Raw genomic sequence first — 21,641 nt, forward strand, 5'->3', positions numbered from 1 at the left:
ATCTACACGGCGCGTCGCCCGTTACCCCCCGGCCTGACCTGCACCGAATTTCCGGTTAACGATATAGGTCTCGCGCCGTGCCCGCGCGGAGGTGAGCTGGTTGAGGCACAGGTTGGTGAGCACCTTCGTAAGCCAGGCCTCGGGGACCTCGATGCGGTCGACGTCGGCGGCCTGCCAGCGCAGGAACGTCTCCTGCACGGCGTCCTCGGCCTCCCCAGCGGAGCCGAGGAGGCGGTAGGCGATGGCCTCCAGGCGGTGCCTGGAGGCCTCGAACCGGTCGACGTCGTTCGCGGTCAAGGGCATGATCCCGAATCTAGCCCGTGCGGCGCGATGCGGGCTCCGCAGCGATGGACCCTTCGCCGTTCGACCCGCTATCCGACTTCGCGGACGCAGTAGCTCGCGGTGATCGAGTCGATCTCGGGGTTCCCATTCGCGCCCCGGCATGGACACCTGCCGAGCAGCGTTCGGCCTCTGATCCGACATCCGGATCTGGCCGCTGCTCGGGTCGTTCGCAAGGAGTCCCAAGTTCATCTGGCAGGCTTGCGCCATGATCGACCAGCCACCCGATGGCCTGCCGCGCTACCGCGTCCTGACCGGACCTGACGACGAGACGTTCTGCCGTCGGGTCAGTGAGGCCCTTGGCCTCGGGTTCCACCTCTATGGCGGCCCGGCACTTACCTTCAACGGGGAGCGAGTGATCGTCGCACAGGCTCTTGTCTGGCCGAGCAACGCAGAGGAGTGAGCGCTCACGACACCTGCCAGGAGCCTCGGCTCGGCGCCCCGACACACTGAATTGTCGCGTTCCGCGCGCCGACTGTGTCGCAGATCAGTTGGCGGACGAGCGTTGCGTATCGGTCGACGGAGGACTCAGACCGCATTGCGTTGCCGAATTGCGCTCTATCAGATCAAGGCGGCCCGCAAAGCGGGCCGCGCCGGCCCGGCCCCGGCCTGCTGGCGACCTCCGGCTGGCATCGGCCGGGCCGGCCGGCCACGCTGACGGACGACAAGGAGCACGAAGACCTCGGGGCTCCGCCCCGAACCCCGGCCCTCCTCAGAGATGCCGCCGGGGATCACCTCGCCGGACACCACAAGGGCTACCAGCCTCCTCGGACGGGGCCAAGGTCGTTCGTCCGGTAGGGCGCTCCACCTTGGCCCCGTCCGAGGAGGCTGGAAGGTCTACGACTGCCCGACGAGGAGATCCCCTAGCTAACCTTGGAGCCGCTGTGCCCAGTACACCTGTCCGTCCGGTCCCATGTAGACCAGGGCCAACAGCAGGTCCGACATCGCAACCGGCGCGGTGGCTATCGTGGGCTCCCGATCCGGCTTTTCCAGGTACGGAAAGAGCGCGACGAACGTCAGCGGCGAAGCGTTCTCGTCGGCCACGCCAAGTCTGCCGCCGTTGTCCCGCCACTCGTTGTCCCGGACCTTGAGGGAGCCCGCACCTCGTAGCCAGGGGTAGCGCTCTTCGATCTTGTTGTCGACGCCGGCGCTCCCGAGGCCGACGGCCTCCTGCGGCGCAGACACGGCAATGACCTCCGGCTTGTGGTGGGTGCGCTTGTCGATGAGGAAGATCGCGAAAGAGCCGCCATCGAGTGGCTTAGGCGGGTCCTGCCAGGAAATCCGGCCGAGCACCAGCTGGTCGCGTCCGGAGGCCAGCGGCGCGTCGGCATTCTCGCCGAGCGCAGTCCGAGCCTCTTCGTAGCTGACGAACCTGACTGAGGACTTGATGGCCAGCGCTTCCGGACCGTACGGCGGGTGGTTGTGCCACCAGCTCCAAGCAAAGACGGCCACCACCGCCAGGATGACCGCCAGGATGACCGCCACCACGGACCGAGTCCTTCGCCACGTCATGCGCGACAGTGAACCACGCGATCACCAAGCTCCCGGGGTGGCCCAAGCCGATAGTTGAGGCACCGACCCGTACAGCCATCCGTACAGCCAAGACCACCAGCCAACGCCGACACCATCCGACAGTGACGGACGGGTTGAGCAGGGGAACGGCTCCCCCACCAGCCCGCTCCGATCTTCTTCTAAACCCCAGGCCCGGCCGTCGAGAAATCCGCTGTTGGCGGCACTGCGCCAACCTGCCGAGCTGGTGTCATTCCTTCACGCGCCGCGGCGTCTCCGCCACAAGGTCCTCAGCACGCCGACGTCGGAACTCCACCACAGTCAGTGCGGTTGCGGCCAAGAGCGCCAGTGGAACCAGGACCAGGAGGTAGACGGCCCAGGGCGTGATGAACCCCAGGAGGGAGCACGCGACCACGACGATGGGCCATGACCACGCCAGGATGCCCGGTCCCCAGAACCGCCACGGCGACGCCCCTGGTACTGCCTCCCACGAGTTCAGGCGGCCGAGCAGTGCACTGATCACGCTTGACCACACGCACAGCAGAATCAGGATGCATACAAACGGACCTAGGCCTTCGGGCACGGCAAGATTGTTTGGCCCCGCCCAGTAAAAGCGCAAGGGCGGAAGGTCCTCAGCGCTCCGAGGTGACCGCGCCTGCGCGACGGTCCGCATCTGGTCCGCAAGAGGTCGACGGGCAGCGGGGGAGTGGTGTGAGACGTCGAGAGGTGTTTTCGCTGCTGAGCCGCCGTGCGCCCAGGTTGGTGGGACGGGCAGTTTGATCTCATAATCCCTCGGTCGCAGGCTCGACGTCGAACGGCTGAAGTGCCGCCTCGTCGTGGTGCCGTACCGTGCGGCCATGGGAACGCTGGACGTAGCTTTCGCCGTCGGCACCGGCGTTGTTGCTGGCCTGAACGTCGCCGTCGGTGTTGCGATGCTGGTGCGCAGCCGCCACCAGCCCGGTGCGATTCGCTGGCGAGGGCAGTGGCTGGTCGCACCCCGGCTCGCCGCCTGCGCCTATCTGTGCCTCGGGCTGTTCTTCGCCATCATGGCCCTTAGCGATGTCCTCTTCGAGCGTGGAAGCAAGGGCGACGACCTCATGTTCCTCGTAGGAATGGTGTTCGCCGCCGCGACCATCGTCACCGGCGTCATGTGGCTGCACCGGCGGAGTAGGACAGCGCCCGCAGCTGAACGCTGACCCCAGCCTGACCCAGCAGCACGACAGCAGCCGCCATCGGATGAACGCCGGCTATGGGTCAGTGACGGAGCGAAGCGGGTAGCGGCCCACACCGGACGGTCCTACGAATCAAATGCCCGCACACCTGGCCTGCCTCAGTCCTCATCCAGTCCTCAAGAGGTCGACCTTCGACCGCTGACGCTGAGAAGTGCCGAGAGGGGGTTTCCGCAGGCCAAACCAGGTTCGGGCAGGTAGACCGTGGTGGGCAACTTGATCTCGTAATGCGTAGGTCGACGCATCGATTCCGTCAGGCGGCTCCAGAGTAAGGCCCAGGTCACCGGCTAGATCGCCGACCATGACCTGGGCCTTTTTCCATGGCGCTCAAGAGCCGAGCAGCCAGCCGAGCAGCCAACATGTCACGCACTCGACCACAGCGTCCCCTCCAGCCGTGACCCGGCTTCCCGTGCGATCTCCGGGGCCACATGTGCCGACGCTGGCCGCCGTGTGCCTCAGGTCGTGGAGGCGAACCTGCCGGACGTCCGCCTGTCGGATGATCTACCGGTACGAGCGGTAGTCGTTGGGTGGATGGACCGGGGTATCAAGGCTCTTGGCGAGGACCGGGCCGGCGTCGGCCCAACGGTCCGTTCTGCCGCTTGGCTCCACAGTGGCCGCTGGTCTACGCCTACCCGACGAGGAGATCCGCTGAGCGGCGACCCCGCTGACGACTGTTGCGCAGCTTGACGCCTCGCTCAACTCCGGCGAAGCGATTCCACCGACTGGCCAGGACGCCAGATACCTGCCGGCTGTACTCGATGGTTCCTTGCTGGCTCGCTCGGTCGCATGCCGCCTCCCGCTCTTTGCGACTCAACCAGGGCGATGACTGCTGCCACGATGGTTTCGGTGGCCGGAACTCCCTCGTCTGAGGTGTCGATCTCAACGACGGCGTCGACTCCCTCCGGCGGTTCGAAAATCGACCGCTTCATCTCGCCCCGCTGAAACAGAGATAGGAGCTGCTGGTCGATTCCCCCGCCTTCGGCCGCCCGAGCAGCAAGTCGCCGGCCGATGACCGCCTCCTGGGCGACGACGTGAACAGCCAGCACTCGGGTACCGCACGCGAGCAATACAGCTAGCAGCTCATGGGACAACACCGAGGACTCTACGACGAGGCTCACTCCCGAGGCCGCGAGCAGCCGGACTGCGTCGACCATCACGGCTTCAGCGCGGAGGCTGAAGGGACCGCCGGCAACGTGGAAGTCCCGCTCGAGCCGGACGCCGCCGTCCTCGGCGACGCAGGCGGAGGACAGCCCAAGACCTGTCTTGATCTCGTCCCGAGTCAGGAACGGGATACCCAAGCGGCCAGCCGTTGCAGAGGCAATGGTGGTCTTCCCAGCGCCCGGACACCCGCACACGACGACCACCACCGGCCGTTCCCTCACCAACATCCACCGATCCTGGCATACCCGCAGTCGTGCTCTCGACGTGCCGAGCGTGAACACCAAGGCCGTCACGGGCCACCCATGGGCCAGAAGCAGCGGCCTGCAGCGGTCATGAGCAGGCACCAGAGCCAATTAGCTCGGCCACTGACCTTAGGCGTGTTGGCCATCACGACCGGTTGAGCATGCTCTTCCAAACCGACGGTTCCCGCCCAGTAGGTATCGTCATAACGTGGTGGACAAAGCCGGCCCCGTCACCGTCGGCGCTCTGTCCCCTCGTCGCGGTGCCGCCTATGGCTTGATAGGTCACGCCTTGGCCGCCGCCGTCTTTCTGGTCGTGTTCCTGGTTGACCCTGAAGACCCAGCCGACCGTGCCGCAGCCGCGGTGGGTCTGTCGACCCTGACAAGCATTGTCGGATCCGTGGTCACAGTGGGCGTCGCAATCCGACATTTCAGACGAGGCGACCGGGACAAGCTGTTGGCGGCCATGCTCACGTCCTGGACCACGGGCACAGTCATCGGAATCCTTGCCGCCGGCATGGTGCTCCTTAGGACGTCGGAGTGGAGTAGTCATTGCCCCTGCGACCCGCCCATCTCCTTGTTCTGATGACGCCAGCGAGCTGACGCTCTGGACCGCCCCGATAGGTGGTCGGTCCGCATCTAGCCGGACGTGGACCGGTGCGACGGTGCAGGTCAAGCCAGGTCACCGCCTGCCTGCCAAATGTTGCCCAGCCTCTCTACGCTTACGCGCCATGGAGGTCATCATCCCGGTCATCATCGTTCTAGCCATCGTCTCGTTCATCTGGGGCCGGGCCCACGACAGTTGGTTCGCGAGGAAGATCGGCGAGGAGGTCGGCGGGCAGCGCTCGCACGATGACCCGGTTGTCCTGCTTGAGAAGCTGCACCAGCTCAAGGAAACCGGCGCGCTAACCGAAGCCGAGTACGAAGCCCAGAAGGCCCGCATCCTCGACAAGTAATGCCCTCGGCGAGTGAGTCACAGCGCGTGCCCGTCGCCGAGGGGACAGCAGGGAATGCGACAGCATCTGGTCCCAAGATGATGTTCCCGGGAGCGACGTGAGCGGTCCCCATCTAGTCCGCAGAGGTCGACGGACAGCGAGGGAGCGGTGTGAGATGCCGAGAGCCGTTTCCGCTGCTAGACCCCCATGTCTCCGCCCTCTGGGACGACACCTGGACCGATATCGGCGGCACGCCGCCCTGATCACCGCCCTGCACCGCAACCCCCTGGTCCACGCCCGCTCCCCGTTCGGCCCGACGAAGACCCGCTCCCGCCAGGACACACCCGCGACTGACCCCGATCTCCTAATGCACCCGCGCCGACGAGGCAGGGACGTCCTCGTCGGGTCACTCCCGGCCGCCGCGCCGGCGCCTCTCCCTGGCGAGCTCGCCGCGGATCGGCAGCCAGTAGAAGGGGATCAACGCGGTGATCATGGCCACGCCGAGGACGGGGAGCAGGGCGCCGAGCAGGGTTCCGGCGGCGATCCAGAGAGGAGCGAGCCGGAACCGCCTGCTGATGGCTCTCGCACCGGCGGAATCGACGGTGGTGTCGAGCAGCCGGTGACCTCGGCTCGCGTACCCCCAGATGGCGTTGAACAGCGAGGCTGCCAGCCCGAGCGCGATGCCGTAGAAGACGACGGCCGTCCGTTGCCCGTGGCCCTCGCGGAACGCGGCGGCCAGAACGGAAGCGGCGAATGGCAGGAATGCGATGCTCATCAGCAGCAGGGTGTTGAGCAGCAGCACCACCCAGTCGACGCCACGGAGGTGGTCGAACATCAGGTGGTGGTTGGCCCACACCTGCCCGATGAGCAGGAACGTGAGGGCGTACGCCAGGTAGGACGGCCAGAGCGCGGCGAGGCTGTGGGTCAGGTGCCGGGTGTCCTCCGGCGGGCGGATCTCCAGGACGAGCAGGGTGATGGAGATGGCGAAGACCGCGTCGCTGAAGGCGACGAGCCGGGCGGGGTTGCGCGCCACGCCGAGCGCCGTCGACCTTCCTGGTCCACGAACAGGTTCTGCCATCGCCCAAGACTGAGACACGTAGCGCCGCTGGCTGCGGAGCCGAGCCGCGTGTCATCCAACCCGTGACCGTTTGTGGTCAAGGCACCGATCTGTGCGCCGGTTGCGCGAGGTCGTAGGTTGGGCGCCTCGCGCGCCCGCTGGCGTGGGTGATCGTGGCGGCGGTCGACCGGGAGTGAGCGCGGGACGCGCGGCGGGCCGGGGACGCCCGCCGCGCTACGGCGCTCAGCGGGCCGGCTGCACCCGTTCGGCCAGGAAGTCCTCCCAGGTCCGCGCGCCCACGTCGGCGCCGTCGAGCGTCAGGTTCTCGCCCGCCCGGTACGCCCGGCCGGCCTTCCCGGGCATCCGTACCGGTAGCATCGGGCGGCGCTTGCCGCGTGCCCGCAGGTAGCCGCGGGCCAGCTCGGCCATCCCGTACACCCGGGGGCCGGCCAGGTCGGGCACCAGGCCGGCCGGCTTGTCGAGCGTCAGTTCCGCGAGCCGGGCCGCCACGTCCCGCGCGTCGACCGGCTGGAGCCGGAGCCCGCCCGGGACCGGTATCACCGGCAGCTTCGCCATCTTCTCCATCATGGTGAGGGTCAGGTCGTGGAACTGGGCGGCCCGCAGCGTCGTCCAGGGCAGGCCGGAGTCGGCGATCGCCCGCTCCGCGTCCAGCTTCGACCGGAGCCAACTGAGGGGGACCCGGTCCGCGCCGATGACCGAGATGTACACCAGGTGCCGCACCCCGGCCCGCGACGCGGCCCGGACCAGGTTCCGGGTCGCCTCGTCGTCGCCCTTGGGCCCGCCGGCGAGGTGCAGGACGGTCTCGGCGCCGGCCACCGCGGCCTCGACTCCCGCGCCGGTGAGCAGGTCGCCGGTGACGTGTGCGGCATTGCTTCCCGGCTGGTGCCGGCCCCGGCTGAGCACCCGCACGTCCTGGCCCGCCTCGCGCAGGAGCGGTACGACGAGGCGGCCGAGGGTGCCGGTGCCACCGGTGACCAGGATGGGTGACGTCATGGCTGCTCCAAACTCGTTCGGTCCGGGAGTCGATCTCCCGGTCACATCGGCGGTGTTTCGTGGGTCTACCGCTGTGACACCCGGCGAGAAGGGGATGTGACCGGTGGATGAGCGCGAATTTCTGAGCGAGCGTTTCGAGGAGCAGCGGAGCCGGCTGCGGGCGGTGGCGTACCGGATGCTCGGTTCGACGAGCGAGGCGGACGACGCCCTCCAGGACGCCTGGCTGCGGGTCAGTCGCGCCGACACCAGCGAGGTGGAGAACCTCGGTGGGTGGCTGACCACGGTGGTGGCGCGGGTCTGCCTGAACATGCTGCAGGCCCGGGCGCACCGGCGGGAGGAGCCGCTCGACGTGCGGGTGCCCGATCCGATCATCAGCCCGGAGTCCGGCGTCGACCCCGAGCGGGAAGCGGTGCTCGCCGACTCGGTCGGGCTGGCGCTGCTGGTGGTGCTGGAGACGCTGACGCCGGCCGAGCGGCTCGCGTTCGTGCTGCATGACATGTTCGCCGTGCCGTTCGAGGAGATCGCCCCGATGATCGAGCGGACCCCGACCGCCGCTCGGCAGTTGGCGAGCCGGGCCCGCCGCCGGGTACGCGGGCAGGCCCCCGAGCCCGATCCGGACGCCAGCCGTCAGCGGGAGGTCGTCAGCGCGTTCTTCGCCGCCGCCCACGACGGCGACTTCGACGCGCTCGTCTCGGTGCTCCACCCCGACGTGGTGCTGCGGGCCGACGGCGGGCTCACGCGGGCCCGTCAGACGGTGGTGCTCACCGGCGCGCGCACGGTGGCCGGGCAGGCGCTCACCTTCGGGCGGCTCTCCCCGTTCGCGCGCCCGGCGCTGGTCAACGGCGCCGCCGGGGTCGTGGTCGTCGTACAGGGGCGGCCGGTCTCGGTCATGGGCTTCACCGTCGCGGCCGGGAAGATCGTCGCGATCGACGTGCTCTCCGACCCCGAGCGGCTCGGCAAGCTCGACCTGTCCGTCCTCGACGGCTGACCAGCAGCACGGCGGTGGCAGGGTGCCCGTCGCGGATCCGGGGACTCAGGTCAGCGGCCGCGGCGGGCCTCGCGCTCGGCGCGCTTGCGCTCGCGCTGCTCCCGGCTCCACTGCTTGCGCTTCTCCAGGTCCCGCTTCCACTGTTCGCGCGCCTCCTGGGAGCCGCCGTGGACGGCGTTGTCGACCGTCGCGGGGCCGGCAAGGTTCCGGTAGACCCAATCCAGGATCCGGCCGCCCTTGCCCTGATCGTCCGGAGTCTTGTGCTCCTCCGCCATGTGTCCCACCCCTCACCATTGGTAGTCCAACGATTGGTACGCAAACTATTGGTACGGTAACAGCGAGAGGGAGGGACCGATCGGATGGGTGACCTGAGCGACATCGATGATCCGCTGGCGCTGGAACAGCAGGTCTGTTTCGCCCTCTCCGTCGCGGCCCGGGGAGTGGTGGCCGTCTACCGCCCGCTGCTCGAACCGATGGGACTCACCCACCCGCAGTACCTGGTGATGCTGGCCCTCTGGCAGCACGCACCCCTGTCCGTACGCGAGCTGAGCCGCCGCCTGCAACTCGACCCGGGCACCCTGTCGCCCCTGCTCAAGCGGCTGGAGGCGACCGGCTACCTCCGGCGCGAGCGCGATCCGGCCGACGAACGCAGCCTCGCCGTGACGCTCACCGCCCAGGGCCGGGCGCTGCGGGGCCAGGCCGAGCGGATCCCCCCGGCCATCGTCGAGCGGCTGGGCATGCCGGTCGAGGACCTCAAGCGCCTGCACGCCACGCTGACCGACGTCATCGAGGCGGCGCGGCAGGCGTCGAAGGCGCCGCCGGGCGCCGCCGGCGCGGAGTAGCGCGGCGCAGCCGCTACCGCCCGGCGTACCGCCCATCGTGGGGCCGGCTGGCGTCCGGACGAGGCGCCACCGGCAGCACCCTTCGTCGGCGACCATGGACACGGGTGAGCCCGGCGGGCTCGGCTGCGGGCCGGCCCGCCGGGCTCACGCCGGCAGGGAGGTGACGCGCGTCAGAGGTTGCGGCGCGGGTCGGCCGGGAAGGTCCGGGGCGTGGGGACGTCGGTCACCACGTACTCGGTCTCGATCTCCCGCGCGGTGTCGTCGTCGCTCGACCGCCGCTTGGCCAGTCCCGCCGTGCCGGCCGCGGTCGCGCCCGCGACGGCGGCGCCGGCCGCGACGGCCTTGCCGGAGACGCCGGCCTTGCCGTCGTCGCCCCGCGAGGAGGCGGCGTGCTCCACGCCCGGGGTGCCGAGGTTGCGACCCTCGTCGATCGTGCCGCGCCAGGCGCCGGTCTCGGTGCCCCGGCTCTCGATGTACGACTTGAACTTCTCCAGGTCCGCCTCGGCCCGCTTCTCGACGATGTGCAGCTTGTCGCCGGCCTTCTCGACCAGCCCCTCGGGCTCGTACTCGAGGGAGAGCCGGACCTGGGTGCGGCCGGTGCCGACCGGCTGGAAGTAGACGGCGCCGGCGTTGGTGGCGCCCTCGGTGGCGGCCCAGGCCACCTTGCGGTCCGGGACCTGCTCCAGGACCTTGGCGTCCCACTCACGCTTCACGCCCGCGATCTCGGCGACCCAGTGCATCCGCTTGTCGTCGAGCTGGCGTACCTCCTGGACGCCCCCCATGAAGCGGGGGAACTCCTCGAACTGGGTCCACTGGTTGTAGGCGGTGCTGATCGGAACGTTGACTTCGATGGACTTCTCGACCTTCGTGGTCATGGGCACTCCTTGTCGGTGAGTCGTCTTCTCGCGTCCACAGGACTTCCTACCCGGGCTGGGGGCGCTCAATCGGAACGTCTCCGGGCACAAAAGACGGACGCGGGGGAAGGCTCCGCGTCCGAGTCTCAGCCGTCCTCGCGGTCCGGGCTCTCCAGGCGGAAGAAGTTGCTCTGCTTCCCGTCGGAGCGCTCCTCCTGGTAGATGAAGTTCAGCCGGCGCTCGTCGAACGCGCGGAACCACTCGTCCCAGCTGATCTCGCGCAGTCGCGCCTCGCGGCCGTTGGCCGGGAAGTCGAGGCGCAGCACCCCGGCGTGCCCGTCGTGCTCGCTGCCGTCGACCGTGGTCGGTACGCCCTTGCGCGCCTCGGCCCACCGCCGGATCACCTCGTGGTCGGTGGTGACCAGGCTGCGCCCCGGGCGGTCCGGCTCGTCGTCGATCGAGGTGATCTCCTGGGAGTACCTGATCGACTTCGAGGTGTGCTGGCCGGTGCGGACGCTGCCACCGGACGAACCCGCGCCGCCCCGCGGACCCGAGCCGTCACGCAGGTTCTTGACCAGGGCCTTGACCAGGTCGTCCTTGTGCATGTCGGCGGTGTCGGTGACGCCGTGGCTGCGCAGCCGGCTGCGCAGCTCGTCGACCTTGAGGCGGGCGATCTCGCTCTCGCTGATGTCGGGGGTGTTCGGGGTCTGGTTACCCGGCGGGTTCCTGGTCGCGGTGGAACCGCTGCCGCGCCCCGAGCTGTTCTGCGTCGGCATCGAACATCATCCTTTCCTCGACCCGTGTCCAGGGGGTACAGCGCCGCGTGGCGCGGTGGGCCGTCCCTTGATCTGTACCCTCAGCCGGCCGCCCAAACGTCAGCCGTCCGCCGCCGGCTCGGGCAGCTCACGCAGCGCGCGGACCGGGGAGAAGACCACCCAGAGCAGGCCGGCGAGGGATCAGGAGTAGATGCGGGTGGCGTACTCCGGGCCGTAGTGGCGCTCCAGGTCGGCGAGGCTCTCCACGGGAGCCTCCACCTCCTTGATCAGCCGGGGCCGGGACGGCAGCGCCTCCGGCCGCCAGGTCTCCGGCTGCCACAGCTCGGAGCGGAGGAACGCCTTGGCGCAGTGGTAGAAGATCTGCTCGACCCGCACCTCCACGGCGAGCACCGGGCGGTGCCCCCGCACCACCATGTCGGCGAAGTAGGGCGCGTCCCGGACCAGCCGGGCCCGGCCGTTGATCCGCAGCGTGTCGGTGCGCCCGGGGATCAGGTAGATCAGCCCGACGTGCGGGTTGTCCAGGATGTTGCAGTACCCGTCCGCCCGGCGGTTGCCCGGCCGCTCCGGGATCGCGATCGTCGTCTCGTCCAGCACCAGGGTGAAGCCGGGCGGGTCGCCCTTCGGCGAGACGTCGCAGCTGCCGTCCGCGCCCGCCGTGGCGACCAGGCAGAACGGCGAGGCGGCCAGCCACTGCCGGTCCCGCTCGTGCAGCACCGTCCGCTCCTTGGCCACGGCCCGGGGCATCGGCGTCCCCAGCAGCTCGCGCAGCTCCTCGTGCGAGGTGATCTCCGCCGTCACGTGTTCCTCCCCCGTCCGTTGACCCGGGTGGGCCGGTGGAACGGCCGGCCCCGCCGCGACCAGCCTAGGCGAGTGCGTCGAACGCGAGGTTTCCCCGGGAGCCCGACGGGTACCGCCTAAGCCGCAGCGCGCTCGGACGCGACGATGGAGGCCACCATGGAGAGCCGACTGAAGGTGCTCGGCCACCCCGTGCACCCGATGCTGGTGATGTTCCCGGTGGCGCTCCTGGTCACCGCGGTGATCTTCGACGTGGTGGACACCGTCGGCGGGCCCGACCTCCTCGGCGAGGTGGCGTACTGGAACATCACCGTCGGTCTGATCGGGGGCCTGCTGGCCGCGGCGGCCGGCAGCGTCGACCTGCTCGCCCTCCCCACCGGCACCCGGGCGAAGCGGGTGGGCCTCACCCACGCCGCCGCCAACGTCGCGGTGATCCTGCTCTTCGCCGCGATCTGGGTGGTCCGGCTCAACGCCGACTCCCGCGCCGCCGGGGGCGCCCTGATCGCCATCGAGGTGGTGGCCGTGGCGATCCTCGGCATCAGCGCCTGGCTCGGGGGTGAGCTGGTCGACCGGCTCGGCGTCGGGGTCGACCCGCAGGCCGACCTGAACGCTCCCAGCTCGCTGCGACCCCCCACGGCCAACCAGCGGATCGGAGACGTGCGATGACGGAACAGTCGAGCGGTCGGGGCTGGCGCGGCCGCCAGCAGGGGTGGGACCCGATGGGCGAGCTGCAGTCGCTGCGTTCGGAGCTCAGCCGCCTGGTCGGCGGCCGCTCGGCCTCGCCCGACGTCGAACTGACCGAGACCGCCGACGGTTGGGAGGTCGTCGCCCGGCTGCCCGGGGTGGCGCCGGAGGAGGTGGCCGTCGAGCTGGACGACCGGGAGCTCTGCGTCCGGGCCCGCTCGGAGGCCGAGGTCAACGCCGACCAGGGCATCCCGGGCGGCTTCGAGACGCGCGGCTTCGAGTATCGGGTCGACCTGCCGTCCCGGGTGGACCCGGACCGGATCGACGCGGTGATGGACCACGGCCTGCTCCGGGTCCGACTTCCCCGGGCGTCCCGGCCCGCCCCGCGGACCATCACCGTCGGGCGCACCGGCTCCCGACCCGCCCGCACCGGTACGACCACCCTGGCCGATCCGGCCGCGGACCGGGAGATGCACCACCCGGACACCACGGTCGACGAGATCGACCGGCCCTAGCGGCGCGCGTGGACATCCCGTCCCTGCTCGGGCCGGTCGGCGAGCGGGTGCCCGAGGTCGAGCGGATCGCCGTGCTGCGGGCCAACGCGCTCGGCGACTTCATCTTCACCCTGCCCGCGCTGGCGGCGCTGCGGGCCGCGTACCCGTCGGCGGAGATCGTGCTGCTCGGCGCGCCCTGGCACGCGAAGCTCTGGCGCGACCGGCCCGGCCCGGTGGACCGGGTGCTGGTGGTCCCGCCCGCCCCCGGCATCCGCGACCCCGGCCCCGACGAAGCCGGCCCCGCCCTGGACGACTTCCTCGCCGCGGCCCGCGACGAACGCTTCGACCTGGCGTTGCAGCTGCACGGCGGCGGCCGCAACTCCAACCCGCTCGTCGCCGGGCTGGGCGCCCGGGTCACCGCCGGGCCACGCGCCGAGGACGCCCCGCCGCTGGACCGCTGGATCCGGTACGTCTACTACCAGCACGAGGTGATCCGCTACCTGGAGGTCGCCGCCCTGGTGGGGGCGCCGGCCACCACGATCGTCCCGGCCCTCGCGGTGACCGAGGCGGACCGCGCGGAGGCCCGGCGGGTGCTCGGCGAGCCGCGGCAGCCCCGGGTGGCGCTGCATCCGGGGGCCACCGACACCCGGCGGCGCTGGCCGTCGGAGCGGTTCGGCGAGGTCGCCCGCGCCCTGGTCGGCGACGGGTACGAGGTGCTGGTCACCGGCACGCCCGCCGAGCGCGAGGTGGTCGAGGCGGTGGTCGCGGCGGCCGGAGTGCCGGTACGCCCGCAGGTCGGCACGCTCAGCCTCGGCGGGCTGGCCGCCTGCTACGCCGGTTGCGCGCTGATGGTCTCCAACGACACCGGCCCGCTGCACCTGGCCGCCGCCGTCGACACCCCGACGGTCGGCGTCTTCTGGATCGGCAACCTGATCAACGGGGCCACCCCGCTGCGCGCCCGGCACCGGCCGATCGCCTCCTGGACGACGCAGTGCCCGGTCTGCGGCATGGACTGCACCCGGGACATCTACCCGCACCGCCCCGGCGACGGCGACTGCCCGCACCGGGACTCCTTCGTCGCCGACGTGCCCACGGTCGAGGTGGTCGAGGCGGCCCGCGAACTGCTTCGCGGCTGATCGGGCGCTCAGGCGGGCTGCGGGGTGTCGGATTCGGTGAGGACGACCTCCCAGGCCTCCACGTCCCGCTCGGTCACCGTGGTCGGCGTCTCCAGGTGGTAGGCCCCGCTGGGCAGCACACCCGCGCCGCCGTGCCGGGCCATCACCGCGAGCTGCGCGGCCACGTCCTCGCCCTGGTGCCGCTCGGGCAGCCGCCGCCAGAACTCGAAGCCACCGGCGTCGACCAGCTTCGCCCGGTCGTAGAGCACGCAGCCGCCGATCCAGGAGATCTTGTACGCGCGCCACGCGCCCGCCGGCAGCCGCAGCTTCTCGGTGACGTGCAGCAGGTTCGCCGCCGGGTGGATCTGCGCCCGGTCCCAGGCCGGCGTGCCGGGGCGTACCCGCTCCGGGGTCGGGGTGCCCTGCCACTCCTCGTAGTGCCCGTGCGTGTCCGGCCGCACGTCGTCGGCGTAGGACAGGCCGTGCACCGCATTGCCGACGAATCCGCAGCCCAGCTCGCGGATCGCGGTGACCAGCCGGGACAGCGTGCCCGGCTCCAGCCAGACGTCGTCGTCGAGGCAGAGGACGTACCGGGCGACGGACCGGTCCAGCAGGTAGGCGCGATGTTCGGCCAGCCCGCGCCGGGGCAGCCGGCGGGTCAGCAGCACCGGGTGGCCCCGGTGGCGCAGCGCCCGGACCATGGTGGCCGCCGCCGGGTGGAGGTACGCGGCCTCGTCGTCGGACTGGTCGCTGACCACCACCCCGAAGTCGGGTACGCCCTCCTGGGCGGCCAGCCCGGAGAGGGTGACCGCCAGCTCGGCCGGGCGGTTGCGGGTGGGGATCAGCACGTCGAGCTGCCGCTGCCGGCGGAACTCCGCGGGCGCGCCGAGGTCGAGCGGTCGGTTCACGTCCGCCTGCCGGGCGCGCCGTCGGTGACGGTCGAGGGCTGGGGCGCGGCGCCGTTGCCGCTGACGGACTGCGCCGCGGCGCCGTTGCCGGTGGCCGACTGCGCCCGGATCCGGTCGATGATCGCCGAGGTGGACCGGTCCGGCACGTAGCCGAGGGTGCGCACCTGGCCGCCCAGCCGGCGGACCAGCGGCGCCTCCGGCACCATCTCCGGCGGGTAGTCGCCGCCCTTGACGTAGACGTCCGGGCGGACCGCCTCGATCAGCGGCGCCGGCGAGTCCTCCTCGAAGACCACCACGTGGTCGACGCACTCCAGGGCGGCGAGCAGGGCGGTCCGGTCCTCGACCGGGTTCACCGGCCGGTCCGGCCCCTTGAGCCGGCGTACGCTGCCGTCCGAGTTGACCGCCACGACCAGGAGATCGCCCAGCGCGCGGGCCTGGGTCAGGTAGCGGACGTGCCCCGGGTGCAGCACGTCGAAGCACCCGTTGGTGAAGACCACCGAGCGGCCGGAGCGCCGGTGGTCCTCGACGATCGAGGCCAGCTCGTCGGCGCCGACCAGGGTCGGATGGCCGGTCTCGTCCCGCCCGGCGCCCAGCGCTTCCAGCAGGTCCTCCCGCCGGCACACGCAGGTGCCGGTGTCGGAGACCGTGATGGTCGCGGCGAGCTGGGCGAGCTGGGCGGCGGTGGGCAGCGTCGCTTCGGCCGCCAGCGCCAGCGTCATCGCCGCCAGGTACGCGTCCCCGGCGCCGACCGCGTGGCTGGCCGGTACCGGGGTGCTGTGGCTGCGTCGGGGCTCCCCGTCGGCCCCGCCGACCACCGCACCCTCGGTGTCCAGGGTCACCGCCACCACGTCGGCGCCGGTGTGCGCGCGCAGCTCGGCCAGGCGTGACTCGGCCAGCACCGCCCGGTCGACCCCCTCGCCGGCCGCCGCGTTAACGGTGACACCGGTGCCGGTCACGCTGAGCCCGTCGCCGGTCATCGCCACCCGGTCCTCGCCGGGCGTCGGCTCCCCGGTCGGCCCGCCGCCCCCGCGCCGTCCGGCCGGGCCGAAGTTCGCGCCCCGGTCCGCCGCGCGCGGGTGGGCGTCCGCCGACCGGGTGCCGGTCGGGCGTTCGCCCGCCCCGCCGGGGGCTGTGCCGACGCTGAGCTCGGAGGGACCGTCCGCCGGGTCGTCGACCGGGTGGTCCAGGTGCAGTTCGGGGCCGGCGTGCTCCCGGGGGGCGGGGCGCGGGTCGGCGTTGAAGCCGACCGCGGCGCGGGCCAGCAGCCGGGCCGCCTCGGCGAAGCTCGGGGTCACCACCGTCGGGTTGAGGCCGCGCCAGTCGGCCAGGTCGTGCGCGTCGAGGGCCACGGTGGCGTAGCGGTCCCGGTTGGCCACCAGCCAGGCGCGCACCGCCGCCGGCAGCGCGCCCAGCCCGTAGTCGCAGACCACCAGGGTCGGCGGTCGGCCGCCCGCGGCGGCCTTCAGCTCCTCGGTCGCGCAGTCGAGCGCGGTGAGCAGCCGCGCCACGCCGTCGTCGTCGAGCGCGTCGTCCGGGTCGCCGGAGTCCTCGCGCAGCAGGATCTGGTTACCGGCGAGCATCCGCCGCTTCACCGGGGTCGGCCGGCCGGGCTGGTTGACCGTCCGGTCCCAGACGCCCGCGCGGTCGAGGCAGTCGTGCAGCTCGTCACCGGCCACGTCGGCGCCGACCGGGGCCACCAGCACGGCCCGGCCGCCCAGGGTGGCGAGGTTCACCGCCGTGTTCGCCGCTCCACCGGCCGCGGAGAGGCGCCGCCGCAGGGTGAGGACCGGCGCGGGCGCCTCGCGGCAGAGCCGCTCGGACTCCGCGAACCGCCACTCGTCCAGCATGGCGTCGCCGACCACCAGCACGGGACGCCCCTGCCAGTCCGCCACCACAGTGGCCAGCCGGCGCTCTTCCGCTGCTGCTCCTGCCATGCCTTCCGGGGTCCCCGTAGGCCTGCCGCTCAAACCTGGGTCGGCCGCCGCCGGACGACTCCGACGCGCCGTTTGGGGGGACCTGCGTCGGCCGCGTTTCGGGCATCCGGGCCAGGGAAGGGATTCCGGGTACCCCGAGAGGAGAACCGACATGGCAGCGACACTGCAGGGCAAGCGGATCGCCTTCCTGGCCGCCGACGGCGTCGAGGAGGTCGAGTACGTCAAGCCGCGCGAGGCGGTCGAGAACGCCGGTGCCCGGGTCGAGCTGGTCTCGCTCAAGCCCGGCTCGATCCAGTCCTTCAACCACCTCGACCAGGGCAGGACGTACGACGTGGACGTGACGGCGGCCGCGGCGGACGCCGGGGCGTACGACGGGCTGGTGCTGCCCGGCGGGGTGGCCAACCCGGACTTCCTGCGGACCGACGCGGACGCGGTGCGGTTCGTGCGGGCGTTCTTCGACGCCGGCAAGCCGGTCGGTGTGATCTGCCACGGACCGTGGACGTTGATCGAGGCGAACGTGGTGCGCGGTCGCCGGTTGACCTCCTGGCCCAGCCTGCGCACCGATCTGACCAACGCCGGCGCCACCTGGGTCGACGAGCAGGTGGTGACCGACCACGGCCTGGTCAGCAGCCGCAAGCCCGACGATCTCCCCGCCTTCTGCGGCAAGATCGTCGAGGAGTTCGCCGAGGGCCGGCACTGACCTGCTGATTTCCCCCGCCGTGCGGGCATGTTCCGCGAGGCGGGGGAAAGAAGGCGGGATGACGACGGAAGCTCACGCCCGGCCCGTGCTGCACGCCCGCCAGATCCGCCTGCTGATGTTCGGCCTGATGACCGGGATGCTGCTGGCCGCGCTGGACCAGACCATCGTCGGCACGGCCCTGCCCACCATCGTCGGCGAGCTGGGCGGGATCAACCACTACTCGTGGGTGGTGACCGCGTACCTGCTCGCCTCCACCGCCTCGACCCCGCTGTACGGCAAGATGGCCGACCTGTACGGGCGCCGGCCGGTCTTCCTCTTCTCGATCGGCACGTTCCTGCTGGGCTCGCTGCTGGCCGGCCTGTCGCAGAACATGACCCAGCTGATCGTCACCCGGGGCGTGCAGGGGCTGGGCGCGGGTGGCCTGTTGACGCTGGCGTTCACCATCATCTCGGACGTGGTGTCGCCCCGGGAGCGGGGCCGCTACCAGGGGCTCTTCGGCGCGGTCTTCGGGCTGTCGTCGGTGGCCGGGCCGTTGGTCGGCGGGTACTTCGCGGAGACCAACTGGCGGTGGATCTTCTACATCAACGTGCCGCTGGCGATCCTGGCGATCGTGGTCTGCTACCACGTCATGCGGCTGATCCCGTTCCAGCGGCGGGAGCACGCCATCGACTGGCTCGGCGCGGCGCTGCTGGTGGCCGGGGTGAGCAGCCTGCTGCTCGCGCTGAGCTGGGGCGGCAACGAGTACGCCTGGCACTCGGGCGTGATCATCGGGCTCTTCGTGGCGGGCGCGGTGCTCGGGGTGCTCTTCGTGGTCCAGGAGGCCCGGGTCGCCGAGCCGATCCTGCCGCTGCGGCTGTTCCGCAGCAGGACGTTCGCGCTGGCCAACTCGGCGGGTTTCGTGCTCGGTCTGGTGATGTTCGGGTCGATCATCTTCATCCCGCTCTACCTGCAGATCGTCAAGGGCGCCTCGCCGACCAGCAGCGGTCTGCTGATGCTGCCGATGATGGCGGGCATCATCGTCACCTCGGTGCTGACCGGTCGGGCGATGAGCCGGATCGGGCGGTACAAGTGGTTCCCGGTGGCGGGCTCGGCGGTGCTGCTCACCGGCATGCTGCTCTTCACCCGGCTCCAGGTGGCCACCTCGCTCTGGATCGCGTTCGGGTTCATGGTGGTGATCGGCGTCGGGCTGGGCCTCTGCATGCAGTCGCTGATCCTGGCCGTGCAGAACGCGGTGGACGTCCGGGACCTGGGGGCCGGTACCTCCTCGGCGACGTTCTTCCGGTCGCTGGGCGGGTCGTTCGGGGTGGCCATCCTCGGCACGGTGCTGTCGTCGCAGCTCACCCGCCACCTCGGCGACCGGCTGCCGACGGCGATCGCGCAGCTCCCGCCGGACCAGCGGGCCGCGGTGGCGGCCAGGGGCGGCGCCAACATCTCGATCAACGACCCGGCGACCATCCTCGCCCTGCCCGGCCCGGTCCGCGCCGCGATCCAGGGCGCGTTCGTCGACTCCCTGCACCTGGTCTTCCTGACCACCGGGCTGATCGCCATCCTCGCCGTGCTGGTCACCCTGGCCCTGCCCGACGACCAGCTGCGCGGCACCGGCCCGCAGGGCGCCACCGGCGGCGCCGACCCGCTCGGCGGCAAGGCCGCCGCCCCCGGCGGCAAGCCCCTGGCCAAGGAGTCGAAGCAGGAGGCCGCCGCCGAGATGGAGGCCAAGTCCCAGACCCTGCTCTGACCCGCGGGGTTACTTGAGGATGAGGCGGTTGGTCTGTTCGAAGACGTCGAGGTCGGCGAGGGTTTCCGTGACGCTGGCGGAGAGCGGGGCCGGAAGCTCATCCCGGTGGAAGAAGCCGGCGTCCGTGGTCTCGTCGGTCATCCGGGCCAGTTCGCCGTCCCACTCCTCCACCCGGAACGCGGTGGTGAAGATCTGGTACGTGTGGCCGTACATGTTGGTGTGGGTGCGGTCCGGGCCGGTGTAGAGGGCGAACGCGCTGACCCGCAGGGCGCGCAGCCCGGTCTCCTCGCGTACCTCGCGGACGGCGCAGTCGGCGATCGACTCGCCCAGCTCCATGGCGCCGGCCGGCATCGCCCACTGGCCGTTGTCCGAGCGCTGGATCAGCAGCACCCGGGCGGCGTTGTCCCGGACGATCGCGCGGGCGCCGACGAACATCAGGATGCGGTCACCGGCCAGGGCGCGAAGTTGCCCCACGTACGAATCGGCCCACGAGATGCTCACCTGGACAATTTACGAGCGTTCGTCGAGGCCGACCGGTTTTCCAGGGTTCCCAAGGTGTGACCGCCGACACTAGCTTGTTACCCATGCGTAGCACGATGATGGACGCCCCCCTCCAGGTCGCCCGGATCCTCGAACACGGCTCCACCGTGCACGGCACGGCGGAGGTGGTGACCTGGACCGGCGGTGAGCCCCGACGGATGTCGTACGCCGAGGTCGGGCGGAACGCCGCCCGGCTGGCCCACGCCCTGCGCGACGAGTGCGGGGTGACCGGTGACGAGCGGGTCGCCACCTTCATGTGGAACAACAACGAGCACCTGGTGGCGTACTTCGCCGTGCCGAGCATGGGCGCGGTGCTGCACACCCTCAACCTCCGGCTCTTCCCGGACCAGGTCGCCTACATCGCCAACCACGCCGAGGACCGGGTGGTGCTGGTCGACTCGACGCTGATCCCGCTGCTCGCCCGCGTGATCGGCGAGCTGGGCACGGTGCGGCACGTCGTGGTGGTCGGCGGCGGCGACCCGGCGCCGCTGGTGGCCGCGGCCGGCGACCGGATCACCTTCCATCACTGGGACGAGCTGCTGGCCGGCCGGCCGGAGACGTACGACTGGCCGGAGGTGGACGAGCGGGACGCCGCCGCCCTCTGCTACACCTCCGGGACCACCGGCAACCCCAAGGGCGTCGCCTACTCGCACCGCTCGATCTACCTGCACTCGTTGCAGGTCTGCATGCCCGAGGGGTTCGGCCTCGGGCCGACCGACCGCGAGCTGGCCATCGTGCCGATGTTCCACGCGATGTCCTGGGGCCTGCCGTACGCGGCGTTCCTCTCCGGCGCCTCGCTGATCATGCCGGACCGGTTCCTCCAGGCCGCCCCGATCGCCGAGATGATCGCCGCCGAGCGGCCCACCCTGGCCGGCGCGGTGCCGACCATCTGGACCGACCTGCTGGCCTATCTCGACAGCCACGACGTGGACACCTCCTCGCTCAAGGAGGTGATCGTCGGTGGTTCGGCCTGCCCGCCGGCGCTGATGCACGCGTTCCAGGAGCGGCACGGCATCGAGGTGATCCACGCCTGGGGGATGACCGAGATGTCCCCGCTCGGCTCGGTCTCCCGGCCGCCGGCCGGGGCGACCGGCGACGAGGCCTGGCGCTACCGCTACACGCAGGGCCGGGTGCCGGCCGGCGTCGCCGCCCGCATCGTGGGCGCGCTCGGCGAGCCGCTGCCCGCCGACGGGACCTCCGTCGGCGAGCTGGAGGTCCGGGGGCCGTGGGTCACCGCCCGGTACGTCGGGGACGAGACCCCGGACGAGGAGAAGTTCCGCGACGGCTGGCTGCGGACCGGGGACGTCGGCACGCTCTCGCCCGACGGCTACATCACCCTGACCGACCGGGCCAAGGACGTGATCAAGTCGGGCGGGGAGTGGATCTCCTCGGTCGAGCTGGAGAACGCCCTGATGGCGCACCCGGCGGTGCTGGAGGCGTGCGTGGTGGGCGTGCCGGACGAACGCTGGGACGAGCGGCCGCTGGCCACCGTGGTGGTCCGGGAGGGGGCCTCGGTGACCGCCGAGGAGCTGCGCGAATTCCTGGCGAAGTCGGTGGCGCGCTGGCAGTTGCCCGAGCGGTGGGCGTTCATCGACGCGGTGCCGAAGACCAGCGTCGGCAAGTTCGACAAGAAGGTGGTCCGCTCGCGCTACGCCGACGGGGGCCTGGAGGTGCGGGAACTGACGGCGCCGTAACGCTTTGCGGCGTACCGTCGCCTGGATGGGTAGGACACTGTCTGTCGACATTCCTCCCCAGGGGCGGCCCCGGCGTTCGCACCGCGCCGGGGCCGCCCG

The 21,641-nt window shown here is 71.3% G+C and carries 22 protein-coding genes and 2 pseudogenes; 12 read left to right on the forward strand and 12 right to left on the reverse strand.

Going from position 1 to position 21,641, the window contains the following annotated elements:
* Nucleotides 1–60: 60 nt before the first annotated feature.
* A pseudogene (locus ACFOYX_RS02665) lies at nt 61–303 on the reverse strand (sigma factor); the annotation flags it as partial.
* A gap of 244 nt (nt 304–547) precedes the next feature.
* On the opposite strand from ACFOYX_RS02665, the gene ACFOYX_RS02670 reads away from it, so the two are divergent.
* Complete coding sequence (locus ACFOYX_RS02670; protein ID WP_322443620.1) at nt 548–742, forward strand: DUF1737 domain-containing protein; 195 nt, start codon at nt 548–550, stop codon at nt 740–742.
* 464 nt (nt 743–1,206) lie between these two features.
* Here ACFOYX_RS02670 and ACFOYX_RS02675 read toward each other — a convergent pair whose 3' ends face one another.
* Entirely contained in the window at nt 1,207–1,827 is a 621-nt protein-coding gene (locus ACFOYX_RS02675; protein WP_322443619.1) for a hypothetical protein, read from the reverse strand.
* An 878-nt stretch (nt 1,828–2,705) separates the two neighbouring features.
* On the opposite strand from ACFOYX_RS02675, the gene ACFOYX_RS02680 reads away from it, so the two are divergent.
* Nucleotides 2,706–3,044 carry a hypothetical protein gene (locus ACFOYX_RS02680; protein ID WP_322443618.1) on the forward strand — a complete coding sequence of 113 codons (339 nt, stop codon included), beginning with the start codon at nt 2,706–2,708 and terminating at the stop codon, nt 3,042–3,044.
* Nucleotides 3,045–3,772: 728 nt separating this feature from the next.
* On the opposite strand, the gene ACFOYX_RS02685 is transcribed toward ACFOYX_RS02680, so the two are convergent.
* Nucleotides 3,773–4,465 (reverse strand): AAA family ATPase, encoded by a 693-nt coding sequence (locus ACFOYX_RS02685; RefSeq protein ID WP_322443617.1) that lies wholly within the window; start codon nt 4,463–4,465, stop codon nt 3,773–3,775.
* 223 nt (nt 4,466–4,688) lie between these two features.
* On the opposite strand from ACFOYX_RS02685, the gene ACFOYX_RS02690 reads away from it, so the two are divergent.
* Both ACFOYX_RS02690 and ACFOYX_RS02695 read left to right on the forward strand, forming a co-directional pair.
* Entirely contained in the window at nt 4,689–5,063 is a 375-nt protein-coding gene (locus ACFOYX_RS02690; RefSeq protein ID WP_322443616.1) for a hypothetical protein, read from the forward strand.
* 145 nt (nt 5,064–5,208) lie between these two features.
* A complete protein-coding gene (locus ACFOYX_RS02695) occupies nt 5,209–5,433 on the forward strand; it encodes an SHOCT domain-containing protein (RefSeq protein ID WP_109804461.1) in 225 nt (74 codons plus the stop codon).
* A gap of 385 nt (nt 5,434–5,818) precedes the next feature.
* Here the strand turns inward: ACFOYX_RS02695 and ACFOYX_RS02700 are convergent, their stop codons facing one another.
* Together ACFOYX_RS02700 and ACFOYX_RS02705 are read right to left on the reverse strand one after the other, a co-directional pair.
* Nucleotides 5,819–6,490, reverse strand: a complete 672-nt coding sequence (locus ACFOYX_RS02700) for a TMEM175 family protein (RefSeq protein ID WP_201749898.1) — start codon at nt 6,488–6,490, stop codon at nt 5,819–5,821.
* 222 nt (nt 6,491–6,712) lie between these two features.
* Complete coding sequence (locus ACFOYX_RS02705) at nt 6,713–7,483, reverse strand: SDR family oxidoreductase (RefSeq protein ID WP_322443615.1); 771 nt, start codon at nt 7,481–7,483, stop codon at nt 6,713–6,715.
* Between the two features lie 103 nt (nt 7,484–7,586).
* Between ACFOYX_RS02705 and sigJ the strand changes: the two genes are divergently transcribed.
* Nucleotides 7,587–8,471, forward strand: a complete 885-nt coding sequence (sigJ, locus tag ACFOYX_RS02710; RefSeq protein WP_322443614.1) for an RNA polymerase sigma factor SigJ — start codon at nt 7,587–7,589, stop codon at nt 8,469–8,471.
* A gap of 50 nt (nt 8,472–8,521) precedes the next feature.
* Here the strand turns inward: sigJ and ACFOYX_RS02715 are convergent, their stop codons facing one another.
* A complete protein-coding gene (locus ACFOYX_RS02715; protein ID WP_109804458.1) occupies nt 8,522–8,746 on the reverse strand; it encodes a hypothetical protein in 225 nt (74 codons plus the stop codon).
* A gap of 84 nt (nt 8,747–8,830) precedes the next feature.
* On the opposite strand from ACFOYX_RS02715, the gene ACFOYX_RS02720 reads away from it, so the two are divergent.
* Nucleotides 8,831–9,313, forward strand: a complete 483-nt coding sequence (locus ACFOYX_RS02720) for a MarR family transcriptional regulator (protein WP_322443613.1) — start codon at nt 8,831–8,833, stop codon at nt 9,311–9,313.
* A gap of 425 nt (nt 9,314–9,738) precedes the next feature.
* Here ACFOYX_RS02720 and ACFOYX_RS02725 read toward each other — a convergent pair.
* From ACFOYX_RS02725 to ACFOYX_RS02735, 3 genes and pseudogenes are all read right to left on the reverse strand, one after another.
* Nucleotides 9,739–10,188: pseudogene (locus tag ACFOYX_RS02725) on the reverse strand (SRPBCC family protein); the annotation flags it as partial.
* Between the two features lie 125 nt (nt 10,189–10,313).
* Nucleotides 10,314–10,943, reverse strand: a complete 630-nt coding sequence (locus ACFOYX_RS02730; RefSeq protein WP_322443612.1) for a hypothetical protein — start codon at nt 10,941–10,943, stop codon at nt 10,314–10,316.
* A gap of 180 nt (nt 10,944–11,123) precedes the next feature.
* Entirely contained in the window at nt 11,124–11,741 is a 618-nt protein-coding gene (locus ACFOYX_RS02735; protein WP_322443611.1) for a pyridoxamine 5'-phosphate oxidase family protein, read from the reverse strand.
* Nucleotides 11,742–11,897: 156 nt separating this feature from the next.
* On the opposite strand from ACFOYX_RS02735, the gene ACFOYX_RS02740 reads away from it, so the two are divergent.
* From ACFOYX_RS02740 to ACFOYX_RS02750, 3 genes are read left to right on the forward strand one after another with little or no spacing between them, the layout of a single operon-like run.
* Nucleotides 11,898–12,404, forward strand: a complete 507-nt coding sequence (locus ACFOYX_RS02740) for a DUF2231 domain-containing protein (RefSeq protein ID WP_109804454.1) — start codon at nt 11,898–11,900, stop codon at nt 12,402–12,404.
* Nucleotides 12,401–12,937 carry an Hsp20/alpha crystallin family protein gene (locus tag ACFOYX_RS02745; protein WP_109804453.1) on the forward strand — a complete coding sequence of 179 codons (537 nt, stop codon included), beginning with the start codon at nt 12,401–12,403 and terminating at the stop codon, nt 12,935–12,937. Before ACFOYX_RS02740 ends, ACFOYX_RS02745 begins: the two co-directional genes overlap by 4 nt.
* Nucleotides 12,938–12,945: 8 nt before the next feature.
* Nucleotides 12,946–14,052 (forward strand): glycosyltransferase family 9 protein, encoded by a 1,107-nt coding sequence (locus ACFOYX_RS02750; RefSeq protein ID WP_322443610.1) that lies wholly within the window; start codon nt 12,946–12,948, stop codon nt 14,050–14,052.
* Nucleotides 14,053–14,060: 8 nt separating this feature from the next.
* On the opposite strand, the gene ACFOYX_RS02755 is transcribed toward ACFOYX_RS02750, so the two are convergent.
* Nucleotides 14,061–14,939: a glycosyltransferase family 2 protein gene (locus ACFOYX_RS02755; RefSeq protein ID WP_109802399.1), complete on the reverse strand. Its 879-nt coding sequence runs from the start codon at nt 14,937–14,939 to the stop codon at nt 14,061–14,063.
* On the reverse strand, nt 14,936–16,873 hold the full coding sequence (gene rfaE2, locus ACFOYX_RS02760; protein WP_322443609.1) for a D-glycero-beta-D-manno-heptose 1-phosphate adenylyltransferase: 1,938 nt from the start codon (nt 16,871–16,873) through the stop codon (nt 14,936–14,938). The genes ACFOYX_RS02755 and rfaE2 overlap by 4 nt, the downstream gene beginning before the upstream one ends.
* A 151-nt stretch (nt 16,874–17,024) precedes the next feature.
* Here rfaE2 and ACFOYX_RS02765 point away from each other — a divergent pair, with 151 nt between their 5' ends.
* A complete protein-coding gene (locus tag ACFOYX_RS02765) occupies nt 17,025–17,573 on the forward strand; it encodes a type 1 glutamine amidotransferase domain-containing protein (protein WP_109802397.1) in 549 nt (182 codons plus the stop codon).
* Nucleotides 17,574–17,631: 58 nt separating this feature from the next.
* Nucleotides 17,632–19,308 (forward strand): MDR family MFS transporter, encoded by a 1,677-nt coding sequence (locus tag ACFOYX_RS02770; protein ID WP_322443608.1) that lies wholly within the window; start codon nt 17,632–17,634, stop codon nt 19,306–19,308.
* 9 nt (nt 19,309–19,317) lie between these two features.
* On the opposite strand, the gene ACFOYX_RS02775 is transcribed toward ACFOYX_RS02770, so the two are convergent.
* The gene (locus ACFOYX_RS02775; protein WP_322443607.1) at nt 19,318–19,809 is read right to left on the reverse strand and encodes an NUDIX domain-containing protein; all 492 of its coding nucleotides are present in this window, start codon (nt 19,807–19,809) and stop codon (nt 19,318–19,320) included.
* A gap of 83 nt (nt 19,810–19,892) precedes the next feature.
* On the opposite strand from ACFOYX_RS02775, the gene ACFOYX_RS02780 reads away from it, so the two are divergent.
* Nucleotides 19,893–21,542: a fatty acid--CoA ligase gene (locus ACFOYX_RS02780; RefSeq protein WP_322443606.1), complete on the forward strand. Its 1,650-nt coding sequence runs from the start codon at nt 19,893–19,895 to the stop codon at nt 21,540–21,542.
* Nucleotides 21,543–21,641: the final 99 nt, after the last annotated feature.

The sequence above is a fragment of the Micromonospora sp. GCM10011541 genome (genome assembly GCF_042650725.1).
Taxonomy (GTDB): Bacteria; Actinomycetota; Actinomycetes; order Mycobacteriales; family Micromonosporaceae; genus Micromonospora; species Micromonospora sicca.